This window comes from Vogesella sp. LIG4, assembly GCF_900090205.1.
Taxonomy (GTDB): domain Bacteria; phylum Pseudomonadota; class Gammaproteobacteria; order Burkholderiales; family Chromobacteriaceae; genus Vogesella.
Genome location: NZ_LT607802.1, coordinates 2170394 through 2192823, shown reverse-complemented (window position 1 = coordinate 2192823; position 22430 = coordinate 2170394). Strand labels below are relative to the sequence as shown.

Sequence of the window (22430 nt, the reverse complement as noted above, 5' to 3'; positions counted from 1 at the left end):
CATTGTGGCGCGTATCGGCACGCTGCCGCTAGCGCCGCGCTGACCCCTCACGGCGATAGCGCCTGGCGCTGGCCCGCCCGCCCCGGCGCCCGCGATGTCCGGTCCGCCTGCCACACGAACAGCGCCCCCAGCAGGGTGAGCGTCAGCATGCTCCACAACACGCTGTTGCCGGGCATGGCGGTGATCAGCAGGCCGGCCAGCATCGGGCTGCCGGCGGCGCCCAGCTGCGCCAGGTTCTGCGCGCCGTAGTAGCTGCCCTTGAGATGCTCCGGCGCAATGGCGTCGATGTACAGATACTCCGCCGGCACCAGCAGGATCTCGCCCAGGGTGAACAGCACCATCCAGCCGCACCACTGCCACAGCGACGGCGACAGCGCAAAACCGGCCAGGCCGCCGGCCAGCAGCAGCGAGGCCAGCATGATCCAGCGCAGCAGGTTGTGCGGCCGCAGCAGGCGGCCCAGCCAGTACTGGCACAGCACCACGGTCAGCGCGTTGCTGGTGATCAGCGCCGACATCCAGTGCAGCACTTCGGCATCGCCATGGCGCTGCAGCAGGTACAGCGACAGCGAATCGGAAAACCGCCCGTGCACCGCGCAGGCCAGCAGGCTGCCGATGGTGAACAACACCAGGGTGCGGTCGCGGCGCAGCAGCTGCAGCGTGGCGGAGAACTGCGGCGGCCGCACGCCATGCGTGCCGCCGTGGCCACGCGGCACCTGCCGCAGCAACGGCAGGGCCGCCACCGCCAGCACGGCGGCCAGCACGAAGGCCCACGCCGGCCGGGCGCTGGCCAGCCAGCTGCCCAGCAAGGGGCCGATGGCATAGCCGACATTGGCCAGGGTGTAGCGCAGCGAGAAGGCGCGGCTGCGTTCCGCCGGCGGCAGCAGGTCGCTCAGCAGCGCCTTGATGGCAATGCCGAACAGCACGAAGGCCAGCTCCACCAGCAGCAGCGCCACGCCGGCCATGGCCAGCTGGTGGCTGCCCGGCAGCAGCGCAAAGCCGGCAGCCACCCCCAGCAATGCGCCCTGCAGCAGGCGGCGGCGGTCGCTGCGGTCCACCAGGTAGCCGGCGTACAGGCCGCTCAGCGTGGCGCTGACCAGCACCGCACCCAGCAACAGGCCGATCTGCTGCGCACCCAGCTGCAGCTGCCGCCCCAGCGTCAGCACCAACAGCGGCGACACCAGCGCGCGGCTGATCGACAACATGAAACTGCACAGCAGCAGCTGGCGGACCAAGGGGGAAAAACGCGACACGACGACACTCCGGGCAAGCTGTTCACGATCCGCTGCGTTGCGGCGATACCGCGCAAGCAGGCTTGCGCAGCCCTTGTCGCCTTGCCTCGCAGCAACTTGCCAGACCGTAAACAGGCTCATGATGGCAATGCCTGCAGTATCGGCAATAAAGCAGAAGTAAAAAATGGATAGACTTGCAGCATATTACTTCCGCTTTTTACCGGCCAGGGTTGGCCGCAGGAGTCCGCATGCGTCTGGAACAACAATACCGCCTGCTGTACCAGCATTACGGCGAGGGCGATGCCCACCCCGGCCTGCCGGCGCTGGCGGCGCTGCTCAACTGCAGCGAACGCAATGTGCGGCTGCAGCTGGCGCGCATGCAGGCGCAGGGCTGGCTGAGCTGGCTGCCCGGCCGTGGCCGCGGCCGGCGCTCCACCCTGCGCTGCCTGCTGTCACCCGATGCACTGGCCTTGCAGGGCGTGGGGCAGCTGCTGGCGCAGGGCGAGCTGGAGCAGGCCTTCGCCCGCCTGCCGCCGGCGCAGCGCGGCCAGCTGATGGCGCAACTGCCGCGCTACCTGGGCGCCGGCAACAACCGTCGCCAGCTGCGCATCCCGCTGCATCGCCAGCTCACCACGCTGGACCCGATCGCGGTGAGCAGCCGGCTGGAGGCACACCTGGTGCGCCAGGTGTTCGACCGCCTGTGCGGCTTCGACGTGCACAGCCAGACGCTGCAGCCGGCGCTGGCCCACCACTGGGAAGCGCAGGACGATGCCCGCCGCTGGCGCTTCTGGCTGCGCCCCGGTATCAGCTTTCACGACGGCACGCCGCTGGATGCCGCCGCGGTGGCCGCCAGCATCCGCCGCCTGGACGACCCGGCCTGCCCGTGGCGGCGCCAGTACCGCGGCCTGCGCGCCATCCGGGTGCACGATGCGCTGTCGCTGAGTTTCGAGCTGGCCGACAGCGACTGGCTGTGGCCGCAGCGGCTGATCACCGCCAATGCCTCCATCGTGCCGCTGCGCCGCGCGGCCGGCTTCGCGCGCCAGCCGGTGGGCAGCGGGCCGTTCCGCGTGCTGCGCCACAGCCCGCAGCGGCTAACGCTGCAGGCCAACCCGCACTACTACCGCGAACGGCCGCTGCTGGATGAAATCGACCTGTGGGTCATCGAGGGCGCAACCGGCGCAGCGCAGGGCTTCGACCTGCGGCTGGACGCCGGCGATACGCTCAGCGCGCTGCAGTCGGCCTGCACCTACCTGCTGCCCAACCCGCGGCGCCCGCTGCTGGCCGATGCCGCGCGGCGGCGCTGGCTGCTGCGCTTGCTGTCACTACCGGCACTGGTTACCGCCGACGACCCGCTGCGCCAGCCGGCGCTGGGCCTGCTGCCGGACTGGCAACAGCCGCCGGTGGCGCCCGGCGACGCGGCGCTGCCCGCCGGCAGCAGGCTGCGGCTGGTCACCTACGAGTTGCCGGCCTTCCAGCCGCTGGCGCAGGCACTGGCCGCAAGGTTGGCCGCACACGGCATCACGCTGGACATCGACACCCTGAGCTACCCGCGCTACGAGGATCATCACAGCTGGTGGCCGCACACCGACCTGGTACTGTCCAGCGAGGTGCTGCACGACGACCGCGACTACAGCTGCCACGAGTGGTTCGGCAGCAACCCGGTGCTGCAGCAGGCGCTGACGGGGGAAGCCGGCATGCGCATGGACGCGGCGCTGCTGGCGATACAGCGCCAGCCCTATGCCGCGGCACGCATGGCGGCCTACCAGCAGATAGGCGACTGGCTGGTGGCGGAAGGCTGGCTGCTGCCGCTGTCGCACGAACGGCAGGGCATCCTGGCCAGCCCGGCGGTGGCCGGGCTCAAGTTGGGGCTGAACGGCTGGATGGATTTCTGCAGCCTGTGGCTGCGGGAGGAAGGTTAGCGCCGGTGGCTACCAGCTCACACCGTCTACGCGGCGGCGGTACCAGCCGGTAACCGACAGCCGCTGCTGGCGCGCCGGCAGCACCTCGTGCCAGAAACGGTCGGACAGGAACAGCACCAGGGTGCCGGCCTCCGGCGTCACGTCGATGTGCTGCGTGCAGTCAGTGTCCAGGTACAGGCGGATCTGGCCGCCGCCATCCTGCGGCCAATCCTCGTTCAGATAGAACACCGTGGTCAGCGTGCGCGCGTCGTCGTCGCGGAAACGGTCCAGGTGCTTCTTGTAGAACGCCCCTTCCGGGTAGACGGCGAAGTGCGACTCCAGCTCGGCCAGCCCCAGGTACAGGCCGCGGTTCACCGCCTGCATCACCTCGTCCATTGCCGCGTTGTAGGCCTGCACCGCCGGCAGCCCGGCCACCTGGTCCAGCCACAGCACCGAATCGCTGCGGATCTCGGCGCGGCGCGCCTGGCCATCGCCACGGCCGGTGGCCGCCTCGTGGAAGCGGCCTTGCTGCCACACCGCCAGGCAGGCGTCGCGCAGCCCGGTGGTGAGCGTGGCCGGCAGCGCGTGGGGAATCACCACCCAGCCATCGCTGGCCAGGCGGTCGAGTACGGCATCAATATCGAATTGCAGGGACATCGCGGGCATCGGCAAGAAATCGGTCAGGCGGCTTTCTATCATGCCCTGCCGCCGCCGCCAATGTGCTGCATCAAGCCTGCAGCAGCCAGTTGATGCCGCCACCGCCCAGCAGCAGCCACAGCGACAGCAGCGCCGCCAGCAGCAGCGGGCGCCAGCCGGCGCTGCGCAGCGCGGCAAAGCTGGTATCCAGCCCCAGCGCCGCCATGGCGGTGGCCAGCAGCAGACGGTCGAGTTGCAGCAGGCCGCTGTGCAGGCCGGCGGGCAGCCAGCCGCTGCTGTTCACCGCGATGGCGGCGATAAAGCCGAAGGCGAACCACGGCACGGTAATGGGCGCGCGCTGGCCCTGCGCCGCCGCCCGGCGTTGCGTCACAGCGGCCAGCAGCAGCAGGAACGGCGCCAGCAGCATCACCCGCATCATCTTGGTCATCACCGCGCTGGCCGCCGCCGCCTCGCCCACCGCCTTGCCGGCCACCACCACCTGCGCCACCTCGTGCATGGTGGAGCCGGTGAGCACGCCATAGGCCGACTGCGTCAGCCCCAAGGGCGCCAGCAGCCCGTACAACCATGGGTACAGCAGCATGGCGACGCTGCCGAACAGCACCACGCCTGCCACGGCCACCCCGGCGCGCTCGCCGCTGGCGCGGATCACCGGCTGGGTGGCCAGCACCGCCGCCGCGCCGCAGATGGCGCTGCCGGCGCCGATCAGCACGCAGCTGTCGCGATCCAACCCCAGCCGCCGCCCCAGCCACAGCGACAGGCCGAAGGTGGAGGCCAGCACCAGCGCATCGATCAGCAATACCCGCCCGCCCAGCTGCTGCAGCTGGCCCAGCGTCAGCTGCAGGCCGAACAGCACGATGCCGGCGCGCAGTAGCTGCTGCTTGCACAGCCGCAGGCCGGGCTGCCAGCCGCCGGGCAGCGGCCGCAGATTGGCCACCAGCATGCCGCCGACAATGGCCAGCAGCAGTGGCGAGATGGCGTGTGCGGCCAACCATGGCAGCGCCGCCAGCCACTGCGCGGCAAATGCCAGCAGCAGCGCCGCCAGCAAACCGGGGAAATAGGCGTTTTTTTGCATATCGATAGCGCCAAAAGATTTAACAATGGCGCCAGCTTACGCAGCCAGCTTTTAGTGGTAAAACGGATAATATCGATCACAATAATTAGCAAAACCGATCAATGACCCTGAAACTCAGCCTGCGCGAGCTGGAAGTGTTCGCCGCCATTGCCGATGCCGAGTCGGTTACCCGCGCCGCCGACATGCTGGCGCTGTCGCAATCGGCAGCCAGCCAGGCGCTGGCGCAGCTGGAGGCCGCGCTGGGCGCCACGCTGTTCGACCGCGTGGGCCGCCGGCTGCAACTGAACGAAAACGGCCGCAGCCTGCTGCCGCGCGCCCGCGCCCTGCTGGACGAGGCGATGGCGCTGCAGGACATGTTCGGCAGCGCGGTGCTGTCGCTGCGGCTGGGCGCCAGCACCACCATCGCCAACTACCTGCTGCCGCAAAGGTTGGCCGCACTGCGCCGCGACTGGCCGCAATGCAAGGTGGCACTGCAGGTGGCCAACACCCGCGACATCGTGGCGGCGGTGGCGGCGCTGCGCGTGGATTTCGGCCTGATCGAAGGCCCCTGCCACCACCCGGAGCTGCACGCCACGCCGTGGCTGCAGGACGAGCTGGTGCTGATCGCCGCCGCCGGCCACCCGCTGGCGCAGGGCGTACTGACGCGCGAGGCGCTGGCCGCCGCGCCGTGGCTGCTGCGCGAAGCCGGCTCCGGCACCCGCGAGGAAGTGGAACGCGTACTGCTGCCGCAGCTGGGCAGCCTGCGGCTGGAAATGGAACTGGGCGATTCGGAAGCCATCAAGCGCGCGGTGGCGGCCGGGCTCGGCATCAGCTGCCTGTCGCGGCGGGTGGTGGCAGAGCTGCTGGCCGATGGCAGCCTGGTGGAGCTGGCCAGCGACCTGCCGCCGCTGGCGCGCACGCTGTGGTGCGTGCGCCACCGCGACCGGCCCGCCGGCCGCAGCATGCAGGCCCTGTTGCAGCTGGATGCCGCACCAGGAATGTGAACGCAGCCGGCCCGGCTCAGTAGTTCTCCGTCACCCGCTGGTAGTCGCCGGCCAGCCAGTGCAGCACCAGCGGAAAGTGGTCGCGCGCCGCATCCGGGTGGGTCAGCAGGCTGACATGGTCGTAGTCGTGGCGATGGCCCTTGTGCCGCGCCAGCAGCCGCAGCCGCGACAGGTGGCGGCCGCTTTCGTCGCGAAAGCGCTTCACGTCGGCCGGGTGGCCGCGGCAGGGGTCGTTCTGCGCGGCGAAATACAGCGCCGGCGGCAGGCTGTAGCGCTGCGCGGCGGCGGCGTAGTCGAAGCCGTCGTCGCTGTCCCGCCACGGCGCCACCCGCGCCCATTGCTTGCTCTGCCAGTGGCTCTTGTCGGTTTCGTCGTCCGCGCCCAGGCCGATGCGCCGCGCCGGCAGGTAGCCCACGCTACGGCACAGCATGCGGCCAACGATGTTCCACACCAGATCCACCTCCAGCCGCTTGCGCCAGTTGCGCACGTGCACACTGCGCTTGCTGCCGAAATACACCAGGCTCTGCACCTCGGCGATCAGCTGCGGGTGGCGCAGCAGGCAGCTGCTCATATGCACCCCGCCCCAGGAATGCGCCATCCAGTGCAGCGGCACATCGCCCTTGATGTGACGCACCGCGGCGTGCAGCGCCGGCAGGTCTTCGGTAATGGTCTCGGTCTGGCCGTAGCGGGCGTGGCGGTCGATATGCGGCGTGCTGTTGCCGCGGCCGCGCAGATCGGCCACGAACACATCGTAGCCGTGCGCCGCCAGGTAGGGCGCCAGCCCCTTGCCGCTGGCGGAGTAGAAGATGCGGCCATTGGCCATCACCCCATGCAGCAGCAGCACCGCCGGCGCGTTGGCCAGGCGGGTGGGCTGGAAGCGTTTCAGGTACAGCGTGTCGCGGTCGGTGACCGGCAGGTGGATGTCGTGCTGGCGGATGCCCATGTTTCCTCGCTTCGTAGTGGTTGCTGGCCGTCTGTTGCAGCCATTCAAACAAGCGATTGAATCATCCATGGGCAGGCGGGCAGCGTCAATGCATCCGCCACGGCGAGCACAGACAGCTTGGCCGCATGCTCAGCCAGGCATGCGGCCAACCTGCCTCGCAAGTCCGGCCCTGGCCGGGCTAGGAGTTGCCGTTCCGGCGCCACGGCCAGCGCGGGCGCAGGCGCAGCTTGCGGCCCAGCCACAGCAGCGCCAGCAGCAGCACGCCCCAGGGCAGCAGGAAGGCTGTTGCCGTGATCGCGGTGGCGATGCCCCGCGACAGGTTGTCGCCGAACTCGGCAAGCGCCTGGCTCACCGGCTTCCAGAACGCCTGGTGTTCCTGCGAGCCGATGGAAACGGTGAGCAGCTCGGTCTGCACCCGCTGCAGCAGATAGGCCTGCTCGCCCGCGCTGCTTTCCAGCTCGCTCTGCACCTGCGCCAGCTCCCGGTTCACCTTGATGAGGGCATCCACGTCACTGCCGGCGCGTTCGCGCAGCGCCTCCAGCCTGGCGCGGTAATCCCTGAGCATGGCCAGCTTCTTGCCGGCATCGGCAATCGGCTGCGCCAGATCCTCGGCGCTGGTGGACTGGTTGGTCACCGTGGCCTGTTTGCCCAGCGCGGCGACGATGCTGCGGATGCCCGGCGGCCGTGCTAGTTGCCACCGATGAAAAGCCGTAGACTTGCCGCCTTTCCGTTTTTGCCGCCTGGCGCAAGCCATGCTCGCCGATGCCCTTTTCCTCCTTTGCCCTGGACCCGGCGCTGCTGCACGCGCTGGATGAAGCCGGCTACCCGGCCGCCACCGCCATCCAGCAAGCGGCCATTCCGCTGATCCTGGCCGGCCACGACCTGCTGGCCACCGCCCACACCGGCGCCGGCAAGACCGCCGCCTACAGCCTGCCGCTGCTGCAGAAATGGCTGCAGACCAGAGGCGGCCACGGCAAGCGCTGCACGCTGATCTTGCTGCCCACCCGTGAGCTGGCGCAGCAGGTGGGCGCCACGCTGCAACAGCTGGCCGCGCATCTGTCGCGCGTCAGGATCGTCACCGCCTATGGCGGCGTGTCGATCAACCCGCAGCTGCTGGCGCTGCGTGGCGGCACGGATTTCCTGATTGCCACCCCGGGGCGGCTGCTGGATCTGATTGAGCACAACGCCCTGCAGCCGGCCGATATCGATACGCTGGTGCTGGACGAGGCCGACCGCCTGCTGGCGCTGGGCTTTGCCGACGAGCTGAACCGCCTGCTGGCGCTGCTGCCGGCCAAGCGGCAGACGCTGCTGTTCTCCGCCACCTTTGCGGCCAACGTTCAGCAGCTGGCGGCCGGCCTGCTGCAGCAGCCAAAGCGGGTGCAGATCGACAACGCCGAGGTGCCGGACATCGCCCAGCGCGCCATCGAGGTGGATGCCCGCCGGCGCAACGCCCTGCTGCTGCAGCTGCTGCAACAGGAGGCCTGGCCGCAGGCCATGCTGTTCGTCAACAGCAAGCACGATGCCGCGGAGCTGGCGCAGTGGCTGCAACGCGAAGGCATCCGCGCCGCCGCGCTGCATGGCGAGCTGGCGCAGGGCCGGCGCGAGCGGGTGCTGGAGAACCTGAAGAACGGCACGCTGCAGGTGCTGGTGGCCACCGACCTGGCGGCACGCGGCATCGACGTGCCGGCGCTGCCGGCGGTGATCAACGTGGCGCTGCCGCGCTCGCCGCAGGACTACACCCACCGCATCGGCCGCACCGGGCGTGCCGGGCAAAGCGGCGTGGCGGTGAGCCTGATCGATGCCGACAGCCGCGCCCACTTCCGCCTGATCGAAAAGCGCCTGGGCCTGCGCCTGCCGCGCGAGGTGCTGCCCGGCTTCGAACCCACCGACCAGCCGGCGCCGCGCCTGGCCGCCAGCGACGACAACGGCGGCATCAAGGGCAAGCGCATGAGCAAGAAGGACAAGCTGCGGGCGGCGGCGGCAGCACAGAACGGGCAGCCAACATGAAAAATGCGGCCAACCCGGCAAGGTTGGCCGCATCGTGGCGGAACGCCCCTGAGGGGCTTCCGCCCTACGGGCCATACGGCACGCAGCTTGGCGTCGAGCGCAGCGAGGCCCAACGTTTACCGCGTCAGGGACACCTTGCCGCGCTCAGCTCTCCCAGCGCGTCTCGCGCCATTCAGCCATTTCTTCCTTGTCGAGGAAGGTCCAGGCCACCACGCGGCTGATCTTGTTGCCTTGCGCCATGTCGATCACCACCACGCGGCGCGCATCGCACATTTCCAGTTCGCGCTGCAGGCCGCGCACATTGTCCACCTTGGACACCAGCGAGCTGAACCACGCCACCTGGTGGCCGTAGCGCGCGCTCTGGCGCGCCATGGTAGCCAGGAACACTTCCTCGCCGCCCTCGCACCACAGTTCATGGTGCCGACCGCCAAAGTTCAGTTCGACATTGGCCATGCGCTGGCCGGTGAGGTTGGCCACCTTGCGCCGCGCCGCCGCTTCCGCCTCCTGCGCCGAGCCGTGGAACGGCGGGTTGCAGATGGTCAGGTCGAAACGGTCGTCGCGCTTGATGATGCCGTCGAACACATCGTTCGGGTTGGTCTGCTGGCGCAGCTTGAGGCCGCTTTTCAGCTGCGGGTTGGCATCCACCAACAGGCGCGCCATGCGCAGTGCGTCGGCATCGATGTCGCTGCCGACAAAACGCCAGCCGTACACGCTGCGGCCAACGATGGGGTAGATGCAGTTGGCGCCCACACCCACGTCCAGCACGGTGACGCGCTTGGGGATGGTGCCCTTGTTGCTCTTGGCCAGCAGGTCGGCGGCATGGTGCAGGTAGTCGGCGCGCCCCGGCACCGGCGGGCACAGGTAGCCCGGCGGAATGTCCCAGTACAGCACGCCGTAATGGTGCATCAGCAGCGCGCGGTTCAGCGCCTTCACCGCCGCCGGGTTGTGGAAGTCCACGGTCTCGATGCCGTGCTCGTTGTGGCGCACGTAGTCGGCCAGTTCGGGGTTGACCGCGATCAGCTTGGCGAAGTCGTAGGGGTCGCGATGGACGCTGCGAAAATGCAGGCCGGGCTTGGAAGCAGAAGTTGTCATGGCAGATACCGCAAGAGCAATCGGCGGATTGTACGGATTTATCGCGCAGCCTGCAGGCTTGCGGCCAACCTTATGCCGCCAGGGTTGGCCGCAAGGGCTTGGCCTGCATAAGGTACTGCGCCTGTTCACGATCTCGCGAGCCAGGGCGAAAACAGTTGAAGAAGCGGAGTTGACTTTAAGTCAACGAGCATTCCGGAGCTGTTATTAACGCAGTATCGCCGACGCGCAGCAGATCGTGGGCAGGCGCTTACAACCCCGGCCGCCCCGGGCTGCCCGGCAGATACTTGCTCCACACCCGGCGCATGTCGCGCGCCGAGCCGAAGCCGGCGCCCTCCGCCGCACGCTCCACGCTGACGCCCTGCTGCAGCAGCTGGCGCACCAGCGAGATGCGCAGCCGCTGCTGGTATTCCACGATGCCCACCCCGGCCTGCTCGCGGAACAGCCGGGTGAGGTGGCGCGGGCTCAGGTGCACGCGCCCGGCCAGGTCCTCCACCGGCCAGCGCTGTGCCGGCTCGCGGGCGATCAGGTCCTGCGCGCGGTGCACCGCCGGGTGCAGGTGGTTGCGGTAGGCCAGCCACGGCGACAGTTGCGGATCGTCACCGCTGCGGCGCATGTACAGCACCAGGCGGCGCGCCACGCGGGCGGCGATGTCGGCGCCGGCATGGCGCTCGATCAGCGCCAGCGCCAGGTCCATGCCGGTGGTGATGCCGGCCGAAGTGGCGATGTTGCCGTCCTCGACGAAGATGCGGTTGTCCAGCACCCGCGCCGCCGGCGCCAGTGCCGCCAGCTTGTCGACGATGCTGTGGTGGGTGGTGCAGCTGCGCCCGTCCAGCAGCCCGGCCATGCCGGCCAGCAGCGCGCCGGAACAGACGGTGGCCAGCTGTACCTGCGGCGTGATGTGCTGCCGCAGCCAGGCCACCAGCTGCTGCGCCTCGGGCGTGGCGTAGTCCTCGTCCTCGTCCACCGTGCCGCACAGCAGCACCAGGCTGCCCTCGGCCAGCGCCTCCGGCAGCGGGTCTATGCACGACACCAGCCCCAGCGAGCTGACGCATTCGCGCGCCGGGCCGGCTACGTGCAAGCGGAACGGCGCGCCCTCCTCGATGGCCATGCGCAGCGCCTCGGCCGGGCCGACGAAGTCCAGCGCCATGTAGCGCGGGGTGAGCAGGAACCAGATATCCATACCGTGTGCGCTTACAGTTCGCCCAGCTTGATGTCGGGGTGGAACTCGCCGTCCACTTCCTTGACGATGGCCTGGCCGGCGATCACCCGCTCGCCGTTGAAGGTAAGCGTGGGCTGGCCGTGTAGCTGCCAGCCGCGGTTCAGTGCCTCGCTGACACGCAGGCAGAAGGCGGCATCGTCCGGGCCGGTAAGCAGGCGGTAAAGCTTCATGGAGAAAGACTCCTGATGAGGTAGTTAGAGCATCGCGCGGTAAACAATGAATCCGGTAGCACTCGCCAGCTGGTCATACAGCCGGCGCGCGGTGGCGTTGTCCTGGTGGGTATGCCAGTACACGCTGGGGCAGCCCTGCGCGCGGGCGGCGTCTTCCACCGCCGCGATCAGTGCCCTGGCCACGCCCTGCCCGCGCGCCTGCGGCGCGGTGAACAGGTCCTGCAGGTAGCAGGCGTAGTGCGGCATCAGCGTATTGCGGTGGTAGATGCAGTGCGCCAGCCCCAGCAGCTGGCCATCCCGCTCCGCCAGCAGCAGCTGCATCGGCTCGGCATCGTCCAGCAGGCGCTGCCAGGTGAGCAGCAGCTGCGCCTCGGGCAGCGCGGTGTCACCATGGCGGCCGTAGAAGGCGTTATAGCCGGCCCACAGCTCGCACCAGCCCGGGTAGTCGGCGGCCGTGGCCGCACGGATGCGCAGCGTCATCACGCCCTCCCCAGCGCCGGGCGGCGCAACAGGGCCAGCAGGCGCGGGCCGAGCATATTCACCACCAGGCCGCCGATCAGCACCACGCCGCCGACCAGCTGCCAGAAGCTCAGCCGCTCGCCCAGCACCAGCGCCGCGGACAGCACGCCCACCAGCGGCGCCAGCAGCGAATACGGCGCCACCACGTTGGCCGCATGCCGCGACAGCAGCTTGCTCCACTGGCCATAGCCGAACAGGGTGGCGATCAGCGCCAGGTAGGCAATGGCGAACAGGCTCTTGCCGCTGACCACCTGCTGCCAGTGGATGGCGCTGGATTCGAACAGCGCCGACAGCGCGAAGAACGGCAGGATCGGCGCCAGGCTGCTCCACACCACCAGCCCCAGCATCTCCGGCTTGTAGCCGGCGCGGACGATGCGGCGCACCACCACATTGGATACCGCCCAGCTGCCGGCGGCGCACAGGGTAAGCAGGAAGCCGGCCGGCGGTATGCCGGCGGCGCCCAGGCCGCCGATCAGGTACAGGCCGCTGCCGCCGACGATCAGCCCGCCCAGCTGCCAGCGGGTGAAGTGCTCATGCAGCCACAGCCGGCCGATCAGCAGGGTGAAGAAGGCGGAACTCTGCAACACGATGGAGGCAAGCCCGGCCGGCATGCCCAGCTTCACCGCCGAGAACAGGCAGGCGAACTGCCCCAGGCCCATGGTGAGGCCGTATATCAGCAGCCAGCGCCACGGCAGCGCCGGGCGACGCACGAACAGCAGGCCGATGCCGGCGGCAGCGCTAAAGCGCAGCGCCCCCAGCAGGAAGGGCGGCACGCCCACCACGCCCCACTTGATGACCACGAAGTTGAAACCCCAGGCCACCACGATGGCCAGGGCGATAAGTCGGTCTTGCCAGTTCATGGCTACGCTCCGGATTGCATGCAAATAATGCGGCCAACCATGGCCGCCAGGCTGTGGTTCACCATACGCCAGTCATGTCGATGGCAACAGCAACAGTATGTTCACAAATAGGCAGTTACAGCTACCGCGGCTTGTAGACACGCTGCGTGCTGGCCGGATTGGCCGCTAGGCGCGCGCCTGTACGCCGTGGCCGCGGCACGAGTTCGCCACCGCAGTTCGGGCAGGCATGGCCCAGCCGGCTGGCGCAGTCGTGGCAGAAAGTGCATTCAAAACTGCAGATGAAGGCGGCGCCGCTGTCGCCGGGCAAGTCGGTATCGCACAGTTCACAGCCAGGTCGTAGTGTCAGCATGGTGTTGGCTCCAGGGTTGGCCGCATGGCGGGCGCAATCGCGGCACCCGTTCGGCGGCAGAGACTTAGCCGCCATTCTTGCCCGCGCCGGCAGCCTTGACGATACCGCATCCCGACGCCCTGCGGACAGATTGCGCCACAGCGTTGCCGCTGTAAGCAGCCGGATACAAAACCGCTATCGGCCGGACATGGCCGCCCGCCACACTGCAGGCTGTCGGGGATGCCCCCATGCAAGGAAGCACTGCCATGAAACGCTCCACTCTCACCCGCGGCCTCGCCGGCCTGGCCGCCGCCCTGCTGCTGGGCACTACCCTGGCGGCCGCGCCGCAAGCCGCCTCCGGCATGGCCGATTGCCCGCCACCCGGCATGCCGCATGCCCAGCACCATGACGGCGGCGAGCACGCATCCGGGCATGCCCTGTCGCTGGAGCCGCTGCTGCCCCGGCTGCAGCTGAACGCGCAGCAGGACGCGCTGTGGCAGCAGGCGGAAACCGCCAGCATCGCCCGCGAAGTTGCCCGCCGCCGCGCGCTGCAGCAGGCGCACGCCACGCTGCAGGCCAATCTCGCCAACCCGAAAATGCCGCTGAGCACCGCCCTGCGCGATGCACTGCCGGCCCCGCAGGGCGCGCCGTTCAGCGGCGTGGAGTGGGCGGCATTTTTCGACAGCCTCAAGCCGCAGCAGGCGGCACAAGTAAGACAATTCCTGCTGAAGCGCGCCGGTGATGGCATGATGCCGGGCATGCCGGAAGGCGGCCAGGCCCGCCCCTGAGCCACTGCAAGCGGCGGCACTGCCGAGCAAGCCGCCCGCCAGTAGCAGCGCAACGCCAGATATTGTCAGCAGTAGATATTGTCAGCAGCCTGATGGCGGCGGCCGTAACCCGGCCGCCGCCTGCGCTGCCTGTAACGGAACCACCATGTCAGCCCAAGCCACCCGCCTGCTGATCGTCGATGACGATCCCGATATCCGCAGCCTGCTCGCCGACTACCTGCAGGGCTACGGCATGCAATGCCTCACCGTGGCCGACGGCCAGGCCATGCGCGCCTGCCTGGCGCAGGAGCGCGTCGATCTGATCATCCTCGACCTGATGCTGCCCGGCGAAGACGGGCTGGCGCTGTGCCGCCAGCTGCGCGCCGAAGGCGACACCCCCATCGTCATGCTCACCGCGCGCGGCGAAACCGCCGACCGCGTGGTGGGGCTGGAACTGGGCGCCGACGACTACGTGGTAAAGCCGTTCGACCCGCGCGAACTGGTGGCGCGCATCCACACCATCCTGCGCCGCAGCCGCCGCAACGGCGCGCCGCTGGAGGTGCAGGAGGTGCACTTTGCCGGCTGGACGCTGCACCACATCAAGCGCGAGGTCACCACGCCGGAACAGCTGCTGGTGCCGCTGTCGCATGCGGAATACCGCCTGCTGTGCGTGTTCCTGGAGCGGCCGCAGCGCGTGCTCAGCCGCGAACAGCTGCTGGACGCGGCGCGTGGCCGCGCCATCGAAGCCTTCGACCGCAGCATCGACCTGCTGGTCTCGCGGCTGCGGCAGAAGCTGGGTGACGACCCCAAGGCGCCGCGGCTGCTGAAAACCGTGCGCGGCGAAGGCTACCTGCTGGACTGCAAGGTGGAATGACATGCTGCGAGCCATGCAAGGCCTGCTGCGGCGGGTACCCGACACCATGTTCACCCGCCTGTTCGGCCTGGCGGCGGCCGGGCTGCTGATCACCCACCTGGTGATGACCAGCCTGTTCCTGGTATTCGCCCCGCACCACGAGCCACCGCCGCCGCCGGCCATGTCGGCCGCCGGCCAGCATGCCGGCCCGCCGCCGCCCCCGCCACGGCACCAGCACTTCCCGCCCGAATTCTGGCTGGGGCAGGTACTGACGCTGGCCATCATCAGCCTGCTGGCCTGGTATGGTGCGCGCCGCCTGGCCCGCCCCATCCAGCAGCTCACCCACGCCGCCGCGCGGCTGGGCGACAACCTGCAAGCGCCGCCGGTGGAGGAAGCCGGGCCGGCGGAAACGCGGCAGGCCGCACGGCTGTTCAACCACATGCAGGACCGGCTGCGCCAGCAGATGGCCGAGCGCAGCCGCTTCCTGGCGGCGGTGTCGCACGATCTGCGCACGCCGCTCACCCGCATCCGCCTGCGCTGCGCACAGCTGGACGACCCGGCGCTGCAGGGCAAGCTGGCCAAGGATATCGACGACATGGCGGCAATGCTGGACGCCACCCTGGCCTATCTGCGCGACGATGCGCGCACCGAGCAGTGGCAGTGGCTGGACGTGGGGGCGCTGCTGCAGGCGCTGGTGGAGGACGCGCAGGAGCTGGGGCAGCAGCTGCAGCTGAACGGCCGGGCCGGCCGGCTGTACACCCTGCCGGACAGCCTGCGCCGCTGCCTGGGCAATTTGCTGGAAAACGCCATGCGCTACGGCGGCGGCCAGGTGGAAATCACCCTGCGGCAGCAGGCCGGCGAGCTGTGCATCGATATCCGCGATTACGGCCCCGGCATTCCGGAAGATCAGCTGGAAAGCGTGTTCGAACCTTTCGTACGGCTGGAGGAGTCGCGTAACCGCCACAGCGGCGGCACCGGCCTCGGCCTGTCCATTGCCCGCGATGCGGCACGGCGCCTGGGCGGCAGCCTGTCGTTGAGCAATGCGCCAGGCGGCGGCCTGAACGCCCGCCTGCTGCTGCCGCAGGACAAGAGCAACCCTCTGGGGTCCTAGAAAAATCCTGACGTCCCATCAAGCCAAGTCGCGGCGAGACAAGGCGTGAAGGAAACGGCCTCCGCGTATCTGGCTGACGGGCAAGGCGGGGGTTTTGCGCGTCCCCTCCCCTTTGTATCGGCCCTGATACCAACTGCCTACATGCTATAGACATGGCCCTTGCACACTGCCAAAAGCCCGCCATCCCGGTGGGCCTTCGTGCGCCCGCACCCACGGGTATAGGGAGATGTAATCATGACAAGTGCAATCAGCAGCTATGGCAGCAGTTATCAGTCCATGATGCCTGCCATGCAGCAAGGCCAGCGCCCGCGCCGGCCGGACGCCAGCCAGACGGCGTCCGACGTGTTCAGCGCGCTGGATACGCAGAATCAGGGCTATCTGCAGGCCAGCGACTTCAGCACCGCGCTGAGCAATCTGGGCGACAGCAACAGCAGCACGGACAGCCAGCAGCTGTTTTCCTCGCTGGATACCGACGGCGACGGCAAGCTGACCAAGACCGAGCTGACCAACAAGCTGAAGGACATCCAGTCGCAGATGGACAGCGCCTTCAACTCCATGCGCACCCAGGGCATGCAGGCCATGGGCGGCATGCAAGGCATGCAGGCCATGGGAGGTGGCGGCATGCCGCCACCTTCCGGCGGGGATGGCGACGGCGATGGCGACGATGGCGGCATGAGCCAGTCGCAGCTGTCGAGCATGGCCAGCAGTGCCAGCGCCAGCGGCGACACCAATGCGGCCAACCTGTTCTCCAGCCTGTCAACCAACTTCAGCAAGGCCGACACCAACGGCGACGGCAAGGTGAGCTTCCAGGAAAGCATGGCCTACCAGCAGGCGCAGAACAGCAGCAGCTCCAGCTCCAGTTCCAGCAGCAGCTCGGACAGCAGCACCACCAGTAGCACGAGCAGTAGCACGAGCAGTAGCACGAGCAGTACCAGCAGCAGCGACAGCACCAGCAGCACCAAGGCCGCCGAGGCCCGTGCGCTGCACCGGCTGATGGGCATGCTGCGCGCCTACGACGACTTCAGCAGCAGCAACAGCCAGAACAGCAGCACCAGCAGCAGTTCCGGCACCAGCAGCAGTCAGCTCAGTATCGCTGCGTAAACGCCGCCGGCGCGGTGGGGTGTTCCGGCAGGAACAGCTCCGCCAGCATGCAGCGCACGCCGCCGCCGCCCAGGGTTTCGATCACCGGAATCGCCGGCGTCAGCAGGCGGCCGTGGCCGGCCAGGCGGCTGCGCTGCGCGTCGTCCAGCGCGTCGCTGGCGCGCTGCGACAGCACCACCAGCGGCTCGCCGGCGGCGTTGTGCAGCGCCAGCATATTGCCTGCCAGTGCCACCACCTGCTCGCGGCTGATCGCAATGATGTCCTTGCCGTCTGCCTGCAGCTGCTGCTGCAGGCAGCGGCGTTCTTCCGCATCCTCCACCGCCTCCAGACACACCACCGCCCAGTCCGGGCCGACGCACATCAGCACATTGGTATGGTAGATCGGCCGCCCGGCGGCATCGGTGGCGGTAAATGCCGTTACCTGGTAGCCGATGCGGCTGGCAAACGCCTGCAGCTCGTCACCATGGGTACGGCTGGACAGTGCGGCATAGATGCGGCGCTGCACCCGGTCCAGCACCATGCTGCCGGTGCCCTCCAGGTAGCGGCCCTGGTGCTCGGCGGCGGACAGGTCGATCAGCTCGCCGGCGGCGAAACTGCCGCGCAGCCAGGCCACGATGTCGGCGCGGCGCTCCAGGCGGCGGTTGGCGCCTTCCATCGGGTACAGGAACAGCCGGCCGTCGGCATGGGTGCTGAACCAGTTGTTGGGGAAGATGGAATCCGGCGTATGCGGCAGCGGGGTGTCCTGGATCACGTCCACGGTGACGCCGTTGGCGCGCAGCAGCGCCACGTAGGCATCGAATTCGGCCACGGCGGCGGCCTGCGCCGCCTCGCCTTCCAGCGTGGCCTGCTGGTAGGCATTGCTGGCGGCGGTATCCGGGTTGAAGCCGAAACGGCAGGGGCGGACCATCAGTACACGGTGGGTGGTTTGCATGGCGGTAAGGGGCGAGGCCAGGAAGTGAACATGTCAGGATTGTGCAAAAAGTGTCGCATTGATAAACGACGAAACGCCCCCGGCTGACGCACACTTGCAGTCGTTATCGTTCACGACCACAGCGGATTCCGCTGTCAGGTTGTCAGGCAAAGTGGTTCGTTCCGGTTTTACCGGATCCGGCATAGCCGGGCCGCTCCAGCCAAGCGATTGATTCCACAGCCTTCCTTTTTACAAGACAAAGCCCATGCAACTGGACCGTATCGATCTGCAGATCATCAGCATCCTGCGCCACGATGCCCGCATCACCTACCAGGCGCTGTCGGAAATGGTGCATCTGACCGCCCGCCCGTGCCAGGAACGGGTGCGCAAGCTGGAGCGTGCCGGGGTGATTCGCGGCTACCACGCCGAAGTGGTGTTGCCGCAGGCGGAAAGCGTGGTGGTGATGGCGCAGCTGGCGCTGGGCGACAAGCTGGGGCGCGGCACGCAGCTGGCCTTCGAGCAGACCATGCGCGACACGCCGGAGGTGGAGGATTGCTGGCTGATCAGCGGCGAGTTCGACTACCAGCTGCGGGTGCGCTGCCGCGACCTGGCGCACTTTCGCGAGCTGTCCGGCAGCTGGCTGGACGACACGCGCTTTCGCATCAACCGCATCGTCAGCAACCCGCAGTTGCAGCAGATCAAGCTGGGCAGGCGCTAGGCGGCTTGCTCCGCCAGTGGCAGGTGGCCCACTTCCAGCCGGTGGCGTGCCAGCAGCGCCGGCAGCAGATCCGGCGCCGACAGCGCGGAAAATTCGCGCACCCGCTGCTCGCCCAGTTCGTCGCCGGGCGTAGCCGCGCTGGCCGGGTGGCACATCAGCAGGTCGCCATTGCCGGCACTGGCCAGCCAGGCCGCCAGCAGTGCCGGGTAGTCGGCGCTGGCGGCAAAGTCATACACCCCCAATAGATGAGCATTCATGGCCATGCCGCGGCGGCGGGCCAGGCGCTGCAGCGCGCTGCTGCCCAGCGTGGCGATGATGCCTGCCTTGCGCGCGTAGGCGGCCGGCATGCTGGCCGCCGGGCTGCTGCGAGTGCTGCGCAGCCAGGGCTGCCGCCCGGCGTAGCGCTGCTGCAGCTCGGCCAGCAGTGCCTCGCGGATCATCGGCAGCTGGTGCACGTGCTGGTGACCATCAACATAATCCGGCGTGCGGCCAACGTGCTGCTCGAAAGCATCCAGCTGACGACGGATTTCACGGGCGATGGCGGCACGGTCCAGCAGCCGCAGATAGCTTTTCACGATCAGCTGCGACAGCGGCAGCACATAGCCCTCGCTGCCCAGCAGCTGGGTGAAGTTCAGGTGCAGGCCAAGCGCGATGCCGCTGGCCTTGAGTTCGTCCAGGCGATGCGTCATTGCCGGCGCCAGCGTCATGCAGCTGGCCGCGCTCAGCCGGCCCTGCTGCGCCAGCTGCACGATGCCATCGTTGATGGCAGGCGACTGGCCGAAATCGTCGGCACAGATTACGATGCGCGCTGTTTTTTCTTTCCCAGCCGGCGCTGCCGCCGGATGCTGGTAGCTACTGTTCATGTCACGACTCTTCAAACAAGCAAGCTGGTTTATCGTGGTGGGCTGCGCGGCCGCCGCCACGCACTGGCTGATCGCCGTACTCTGCGTCGAGCTGGCGCATTTGCCGCCGCTGCTGGCCAATGTGGTGGGCTGGCTGGTCGCCTTCCTGGTGTCGTTCAGCGGCCATTACCGGCTCACCTTCCGCCACCAGCGCGTGGGGTTGTGGCCAGCCTGCAGCCGTTTCTTCCTGGTGTCCGCCGGCGGCTTCGCGGTGAACGAAGCCGCCTACGCCTTATTGCTGCATCTGCAGGTACTGCGCTACGACGTGCTGCTGTTCCTGCTGTTGCTGGGCATGGCCTTCATCACCTTCCTGCTCAGCCGTTACTGGGTGTTCCGCAGTAAGCCTGCCTGATGGCCGGAGTCAGCCGCCACACGCGCTGCTTGCCGTGCGCCAGCGCCGGCGGCAGCTTGCCCAGCCACGGGTAGCGGCCGCCATCCTGATCGTCGCCCCACAGCCACCAGTCGCCACCCTGGCGCTGGTCGCACAGGCGGCTGGCGAAATCGGTATTGGTCAGCAGCGTTTCCTTGCCGGCGGCGGGGTCGAACAGGCCGGCGTCGTACAGCTCCTTGCGCCAGTTGTCCTTCAGCGGGATATCCGCATCGTGCCAGCGGCTGATCACCCACGCCGGCTGCTGCAGCTTCAGGTAGAACGGCAGGTCGTACTGGTACTGGTCCAGCATCACCAGCCGGTCGCCGGCGGCCATCTGGCTGCGCATCTGCAACGCCAGCGGGCGCGCCGAGCCGCCATCATGCCGCGACACCGCCACTACCGCCGCCACGCAGATCAGCGCCCCGACCACGGTCAGCTGGCTGACACGGCGCACCAGCGCCTTGTCCTCGCCGGCAAAGGCGGTGGACAGCAATGCGGCCAACGGTGGCACGGTGGGCAGGATGTAGCCGATCAGCTTGGAAGCAGGCAGCGAGAAGAACAGCAGGATCAGCCCCAGCCAGCACAGCAGCAGGCTCTGCACATCACGCGCCGCGCCATGCTGCCCCGCACTGCGGCGGATGGCCTGCCACAGCCAGCCGGACCACGGCAGCGCCAGCAGCAGCAGCACCGGCACGTAGAACCAGAACGGCTGGCTGTTGTTGAAGCCGGTCTGCGAGAAGCGCTTGAAGTGGTGGTAGATCACGAAGTAATCGAAAAAGCCGTGATACTGCTGCTGCATGGCCACGAACCACGGCAGGCCGGCGGCCAGGAACAGCGCGATGCCCGGCAGCCACAGCAGGGTGAGGATGGCGCGGTAGCGGCGGGTGAGCAGCACCCACAGCACCAGCACGCCGCCCGGCAGCACGAAGCCGATCAGGCCCTTGGCCAGCATGCCCAGCGCGGCAAACAGGTAGGCCAGCGCCAGAGCGCGGCGATAAGGCTGTGCTTTCTCGGCCATCAGCACCGCATGCGCGGCGAACACGATGGTGGCGGAAATCATGCCGGCCACCAGCATGTCCAGGTTGGCGAACTGCGAACCGGCAAAGAAGAACGGCTGGGTCACCAGCACCAGCAGCGCCAGCAGCGCCCGGCGCGGGCCGACATGCTGCCGCAGGAACCACCACAGGCTGATGGCGCCTACCGTGCCACCTATCATGGAGGCCAGGCGCGCGCCCCACACGTTGAGCCCGAACAGCTTGAGCCCCAGCGCAGTGAGCCAGTAGAACAGCGGCGGCTTGTGGAAGAACGGCAAACCGTCGAGCAGCGGTACTTCCAGGCGGCCGCTGGACAGCATTTCCCAGGCCACGCCGACATAGCGCCCTTCGTCCGGCAGCATCAGCGGGCGGATGCCGGCTGTCAGCGCCAGCCAGGCAAACACCAACAGCAGCATGGCGGGCAGCGATAGCGCCTGCAGGCGGGAAAGCCAGTCACGTGGCTGGGAGATCATGCGTTTTCCTTGTTGTTGGCCGGCGACGACAGCCGGCTGGGAAGATGTTGGCGCACCAGGTACAGCGGGCGGCCCTTGACCTCGTCGAACACGCGCGCCAGGTATTCGCCGACGATGCCGATGGAGATCAGGATGATGCCGGCGGAGAACAGCTGCAGCGTCACGATGGTGGTCCAGCCGGACAACGGGTGCGCATGCACGAAGTAGTTCACTACCAGGTACAGGCCGTAAGCCACCGACAGCAGTGCCAGCAGGAAGCCGGCCAGGCTGACCATGCGCAGCGGCCAGGTGGTAAAGGCGGTAAGGCCGTCGAACGCCAGCCGCAGCAGGCGCAGCATGCTGTAGTGGCTGGTGCCGTGCAGGCGCTCGTCCGGGGTGTAGTCCACGGCGATGGACGGGAAGCCCACCCAGGCGTACAGGCCCTTCATGAAGCGGGTGCGCTCCGGCAGGCGCAGCAGCGCATCCACCACCTTGCGGTCCAGCAGGCGGAAATCGCCGGCATGCGGCGGCACGCGCACGCCGCGGGTGCTGCTGAGCAGGCCGTAGAACAGGTTGGAGCCCAGGCGCTTGACCGGGCCTTCGTCGTCGCGATGCTCGCGCACCGCGTATACATTGTCGTAGCCGTCCAGCCAGCGCTCCAGCAGCACCGGGATAAGCGAGATCGGGTGCTGCATGTCGGAATCCAGCAGGATCGCCACCTCCCCTTTCGCTGCCTCCAGGCCGGCGCTGAGCGCTGCCTCCTTGCCGAAGTTGCGCGACAGCTGCACGTAGCCGAAGCCGGGGCGCTGTGCCCACTCGGCCATCAGCTGCGGGGTGGCGTCGGTGCTGCCGTCGTCCACCATGATGATTTCCCAGCTGGTGCCCAGCTGCGCCAGCAACGCCGACAGCTGCGGCAGCAGCAGCGCCAGGTTGTCGTGCTCGTTGAGGCCGGGCACGATGCAGCTGACCGTCACGCCCGCCAGCGAATCGGGGCGCGCCACCATGCCTACCGTGCTGCGGCGGATGATAGGCGGCGTGGTGGTCGGAGTAACGGCATCAAGCATGGCAAGGCTCCAGGTTGCAATCGGGTGGCCGGTGCGCGGGCAGCCAAAACGGCGCACCTTAGCGGCGGCATCTTAACGCCGTCTTAAAAGCGGGCGGCGCAGGCAGCAAAAAACCGCCCACACGGCTCAGGCGGGCGGCTCGGGATGGCAGCAGGCGCGACAGGCGCCGGC

The 22430-nt window shown here is 68.4% G+C and carries 24 protein-coding genes; 9 read left to right on the top strand and 15 right to left on the bottom strand.

Translation table 11 applies throughout. The features are described from left to right. Positions 1–47: 47 nt before the first annotated feature. Positions 48–1250, bottom strand: coding sequence for an MFS transporter (locus tag PSELUDRAFT_RS10285; protein WP_157725085.1), 1203 nt, complete (start codon positions 1248–1250; stop codon positions 48–50). Positions 1251–1477: 227 nt separating this feature from the next. Here PSELUDRAFT_RS10285 and PSELUDRAFT_RS10280 point away from each other — a divergent pair, with 227 nt between their 5' ends. Beyond that, positions 1478–3148, top strand: coding sequence for an ABC transporter substrate-binding protein (locus tag PSELUDRAFT_RS10280; RefSeq protein WP_088966761.1), 1671 nt, complete (start codon positions 1478–1480; stop codon positions 3146–3148). 9 nt (positions 3149–3157) lie between these two features. On the opposite strand, the gene PSELUDRAFT_RS10275 is transcribed toward PSELUDRAFT_RS10280, so the two are convergent. Both PSELUDRAFT_RS10275 and PSELUDRAFT_RS10270 read right to left on the bottom strand, forming a co-directional pair. Further along, positions 3158–3784 carry a 2OG-Fe(II) oxygenase gene (locus tag PSELUDRAFT_RS10275; protein ID WP_088968460.1) on the bottom strand — a complete coding sequence of 209 codons (627 nt, stop codon included), beginning with the start codon at positions 3782–3784 and terminating at the stop codon, positions 3158–3160. Positions 3785–3854: 70 nt separating this feature from the next. Then, a complete protein-coding gene (locus PSELUDRAFT_RS10270) occupies positions 3855–4856 on the bottom strand; it encodes a YeiH family protein (protein ID WP_088966760.1) in 1002 nt (333 codons plus the stop codon). A 101-nt stretch (positions 4857–4957) separates the two neighbouring features. Here PSELUDRAFT_RS10270 and PSELUDRAFT_RS10265 point away from each other — a divergent pair, with 101 nt between their 5' ends. Further along, positions 4958–5839, top strand: coding sequence for a LysR family transcriptional regulator (locus tag PSELUDRAFT_RS10265; protein ID WP_088966759.1), 882 nt, complete (start codon positions 4958–4960; stop codon positions 5837–5839). Between the two features lie 16 nt (positions 5840–5855). On the opposite strand, the gene PSELUDRAFT_RS10260 is transcribed toward PSELUDRAFT_RS10265, so the two are convergent. Next, positions 5856–6782, bottom strand: a complete 927-nt coding sequence (locus PSELUDRAFT_RS10260; RefSeq protein ID WP_088966758.1) for an alpha/beta fold hydrolase — start codon at positions 6780–6782, stop codon at positions 5856–5858. Between the two features lie 178 nt (positions 6783–6960). Further along, positions 6961–7536 (bottom strand): DUF4349 domain-containing protein, encoded by a 576-nt coding sequence (locus PSELUDRAFT_RS10255; RefSeq protein WP_088966757.1) that lies wholly within the window; start codon positions 7534–7536, stop codon positions 6961–6963. 8 nt (positions 7537–7544) lie between these two features. Between PSELUDRAFT_RS10255 and PSELUDRAFT_RS10250 the strand changes: the two genes are divergently transcribed. Further along, complete coding sequence (locus tag PSELUDRAFT_RS10250; protein WP_088966756.1) at positions 7545–8789, top strand: DEAD/DEAH box helicase; 1245 nt, start codon at positions 7545–7547, stop codon at positions 8787–8789. A 144-nt stretch (positions 8790–8933) separates the two neighbouring features. Here PSELUDRAFT_RS10250 and rlmF read toward each other — a convergent pair whose 3' ends face one another. From rlmF to PSELUDRAFT_RS10220, 6 genes are all read right to left on the bottom strand, one after another. Continuing rightward, entirely contained in the window at positions 8934–9881 is a 948-nt protein-coding gene (rlmF, locus tag PSELUDRAFT_RS10245; protein ID WP_088966755.1) for a 23S rRNA (adenine(1618)-N(6))-methyltransferase RlmF, read from the bottom strand. Positions 9882–10128: 247 nt separating this feature from the next. Then, positions 10129–11061 carry a GlxA family transcriptional regulator gene (locus PSELUDRAFT_RS10240; RefSeq protein WP_088966754.1) on the bottom strand — a complete coding sequence of 311 codons (933 nt, stop codon included), beginning with the start codon at positions 11059–11061 and terminating at the stop codon, positions 10129–10131. Between the two features lie 11 nt (positions 11062–11072). Beyond that, positions 11073–11270 (bottom strand): DUF1737 domain-containing protein, encoded by a 198-nt coding sequence (locus PSELUDRAFT_RS10235; protein ID WP_088966753.1) that lies wholly within the window; start codon positions 11268–11270, stop codon positions 11073–11075. Between the two features lie 24 nt (positions 11271–11294). Beyond that, the gene (locus tag PSELUDRAFT_RS10230) at positions 11295–11750 is read right to left on the bottom strand and encodes a GNAT family N-acetyltransferase (RefSeq protein WP_088966752.1); all 456 of its coding nucleotides are present in this window, start codon (positions 11748–11750) and stop codon (positions 11295–11297) included. Beyond that, complete coding sequence (locus PSELUDRAFT_RS10225) at positions 11750–12649, bottom strand: EamA family transporter (protein WP_088966751.1); 900 nt, start codon at positions 12647–12649, stop codon at positions 11750–11752. Before PSELUDRAFT_RS10225 ends, PSELUDRAFT_RS10230 begins: the two co-directional genes overlap by 1 nt. A gap of 121 nt (positions 12650–12770) precedes the next feature. Further along, positions 12771–12998, bottom strand: coding sequence for a DUF1272 domain-containing protein (locus PSELUDRAFT_RS10220; RefSeq protein ID WP_088966750.1), 228 nt, complete (start codon positions 12996–12998; stop codon positions 12771–12773). A 245-nt stretch (positions 12999–13243) separates the two neighbouring features. Between PSELUDRAFT_RS10220 and PSELUDRAFT_RS10215 the strand changes: the two genes are divergently transcribed. The 4 genes from PSELUDRAFT_RS10215 (at position 13244) to PSELUDRAFT_RS10200 (ending at position 16809) form a co-directional block, all read left to right on the top strand. Then, a complete protein-coding gene (locus tag PSELUDRAFT_RS10215) occupies positions 13244–13765 on the top strand; it encodes a hypothetical protein (protein ID WP_088966749.1) in 522 nt (173 codons plus the stop codon). A 145-nt stretch (positions 13766–13910) separates the two neighbouring features. Further along, a complete protein-coding gene (locus PSELUDRAFT_RS10210) occupies positions 13911–14618 on the top strand; it encodes a response regulator (protein WP_088966748.1) in 708 nt (235 codons plus the stop codon). A 1-nt stretch (position 14619) separates the two neighbouring features. Then, a complete protein-coding gene (locus PSELUDRAFT_RS10205) occupies positions 14620–15708 on the top strand; it encodes an ATP-binding protein (protein WP_197693849.1) in 1089 nt (362 codons plus the stop codon). 234 nt (positions 15709–15942) lie between these two features. Then, positions 15943–16809, top strand: coding sequence for an EF-hand domain-containing protein (locus tag PSELUDRAFT_RS10200; protein ID WP_088966747.1), 867 nt, complete (start codon positions 15943–15945; stop codon positions 16807–16809). Here PSELUDRAFT_RS10200 and ctlX read toward each other — a convergent pair. Beyond that, positions 16793–17740 carry a citrulline utilization hydrolase CtlX gene (gene ctlX, locus PSELUDRAFT_RS10195; RefSeq protein WP_088966746.1) on the bottom strand — a complete coding sequence of 316 codons (948 nt, stop codon included), beginning with the start codon at positions 17738–17740 and terminating at the stop codon, positions 16793–16795. The genes PSELUDRAFT_RS10200 and ctlX overlap by 17 nt on opposite strands. Positions 17741–17984: 244 nt before the next feature. Here ctlX and PSELUDRAFT_RS10190 point away from each other — a divergent pair, with 244 nt between their 5' ends. Then, positions 17985–18437, top strand: coding sequence for an Lrp/AsnC family transcriptional regulator (locus PSELUDRAFT_RS10190; RefSeq protein ID WP_088966745.1), 453 nt, complete (start codon positions 17985–17987; stop codon positions 18435–18437). Here the strand turns inward: PSELUDRAFT_RS10190 and PSELUDRAFT_RS10185 are convergent. Then, positions 18434–19300: a ChbG/HpnK family deacetylase gene (locus tag PSELUDRAFT_RS10185; protein WP_088966744.1), complete on the bottom strand. Its 867-nt coding sequence runs from the start codon at positions 19298–19300 to the stop codon at positions 18434–18436. The genes PSELUDRAFT_RS10190 and PSELUDRAFT_RS10185 overlap by 4 nt on opposite strands. On the opposite strand from PSELUDRAFT_RS10185, the gene PSELUDRAFT_RS10180 reads away from it, so the two are divergent. Continuing rightward, positions 19299–19691, top strand: a complete 393-nt coding sequence (locus tag PSELUDRAFT_RS10180) for a GtrA family protein (protein ID WP_088966743.1) — start codon at positions 19299–19301, stop codon at positions 19689–19691. The genes PSELUDRAFT_RS10185 and PSELUDRAFT_RS10180 overlap by 2 nt on opposite strands. Here PSELUDRAFT_RS10180 and PSELUDRAFT_RS10175 read toward each other — a convergent pair. Further along, positions 19654–21216 (bottom strand): glycosyltransferase family 39 protein, encoded by a 1563-nt coding sequence (locus tag PSELUDRAFT_RS10175; RefSeq protein ID WP_088966742.1) that lies wholly within the window; start codon positions 21214–21216, stop codon positions 19654–19656. The two genes, PSELUDRAFT_RS10180 and PSELUDRAFT_RS10175, sit on opposite strands and share 38 nt — an antisense overlap. Continuing rightward, complete coding sequence (locus PSELUDRAFT_RS10170; protein WP_088966741.1) at positions 21213–22259, bottom strand: glycosyltransferase family 2 protein; 1047 nt, start codon at positions 22257–22259, stop codon at positions 21213–21215. Before PSELUDRAFT_RS10170 ends, PSELUDRAFT_RS10175 begins: the two co-directional genes overlap by 4 nt. Between the last annotated feature and the right edge of the window lie 171 nt (positions 22260–22430).

Coding starts and splice junctions, on each gene's coding strand:
- PSELUDRAFT_RS10250 (WP_088966756.1), top strand. CDS start 7,545: ATGCCCTTTTCCTCCTTTGCCCTGGACCCGGCGCTGCTGCACGCGCTG.
- PSELUDRAFT_RS10240 (WP_088966754.1), bottom strand. CDS start 11,061: ATGGATATCTGGTTCCTGCTCACCCCGCGCTACATGGCGCTGGACTTC.
- PSELUDRAFT_RS10265 (WP_088966759.1), top strand. CDS start 4,958: ATGACCCTGAAACTCAGCCTGCGCGAGCTGGAAGTGTTCGCCGCCATT.
- PSELUDRAFT_RS10185 (WP_088966744.1), bottom strand. CDS start 19,300: ATGAACAGTAGCTACCAGCATCCGGCGGCAGCGCCGGCTGGGAAAGAA.
- rlmF (WP_088966755.1), bottom strand. CDS start 9,881: ATGACAACTTCTGCTTCCAAGCCCGGCCTGCATTTTCGCAGCGTCCAT.
- PSELUDRAFT_RS10230 (WP_088966752.1), bottom strand. CDS start 11,750: ATGACGCTGCGCATCCGTGCGGCCACGGCCGCCGACTACCCGGGCTGG.
- ctlX (WP_088966746.1), bottom strand. CDS start 17,740: ATGCAAACCACCCACCGTGTACTGATGGTCCGCCCCTGCCGTTTCGGC.
- PSELUDRAFT_RS10225 (WP_088966751.1), bottom strand. CDS start 12,649: ATGAACTGGCAAGACCGACTTATCGCCCTGGCCATCGTGGTGGCCTGG.
- PSELUDRAFT_RS10235 (WP_088966753.1), bottom strand. CDS start 11,270: ATGAAGCTTTACCGCCTGCTTACCGGCCCGGACGATGCCGCCTTCTGC.
- PSELUDRAFT_RS10275 (WP_088968460.1), bottom strand. CDS start 3,784: ATGTCCCTGCAATTCGATATTGATGCCGTACTCGACCGCCTGGCCAGC.
- PSELUDRAFT_RS10170 (WP_088966741.1), bottom strand. CDS start 22,259: ATGCTTGATGCCGTTACTCCGACCACCACGCCGCCTATCATCCGCCGC.
- PSELUDRAFT_RS10205 (WP_197693849.1), top strand. CDS start 14,620: ATGCTGCGAGCCATGCAAGGCCTGCTGCGGCGGGTACCCGACACCATG.
- PSELUDRAFT_RS10215 (WP_088966749.1), top strand. CDS start 13,244: ATGAAACGCTCCACTCTCACCCGCGGCCTCGCCGGCCTGGCCGCCGCC.
- PSELUDRAFT_RS10180 (WP_088966743.1), top strand. CDS start 19,299: ATGTCACGACTCTTCAAACAAGCAAGCTGGTTTATCGTGGTGGGCTGC.
- PSELUDRAFT_RS10210 (WP_088966748.1), top strand. CDS start 13,911: ATGTCAGCCCAAGCCACCCGCCTGCTGATCGTCGATGACGATCCCGAT.
- PSELUDRAFT_RS10270 (WP_088966760.1), bottom strand. CDS start 4,856: ATGCAAAAAAACGCCTATTTCCCCGGTTTGCTGGCGGCGCTGCTGCTG.
- PSELUDRAFT_RS10175 (WP_088966742.1), bottom strand. CDS start 21,216: ATGATCTCCCAGCCACGTGACTGGCTTTCCCGCCTGCAGGCGCTATCG.
- PSELUDRAFT_RS10255 (WP_088966757.1), bottom strand. CDS start 7,536: ATGGCTTGCGCCAGGCGGCAAAAACGGAAAGGCGGCAAGTCTACGGCT.
- PSELUDRAFT_RS10200 (WP_088966747.1), top strand. CDS start 15,943: ATGACAAGTGCAATCAGCAGCTATGGCAGCAGTTATCAGTCCATGATG.
- PSELUDRAFT_RS10260 (WP_088966758.1), bottom strand. CDS start 6,782: ATGGGCATCCGCCAGCACGACATCCACCTGCCGGTCACCGACCGCGAC.
- PSELUDRAFT_RS10280 (WP_088966761.1), top strand. CDS start 1,478: ATGCGTCTGGAACAACAATACCGCCTGCTGTACCAGCATTACGGCGAG.
- PSELUDRAFT_RS10190 (WP_088966745.1), top strand. CDS start 17,985: ATGCAACTGGACCGTATCGATCTGCAGATCATCAGCATCCTGCGCCAC.
- PSELUDRAFT_RS10220 (WP_088966750.1), bottom strand. CDS start 12,998: ATGCTGACACTACGACCTGGCTGTGAACTGTGCGATACCGACTTGCCC.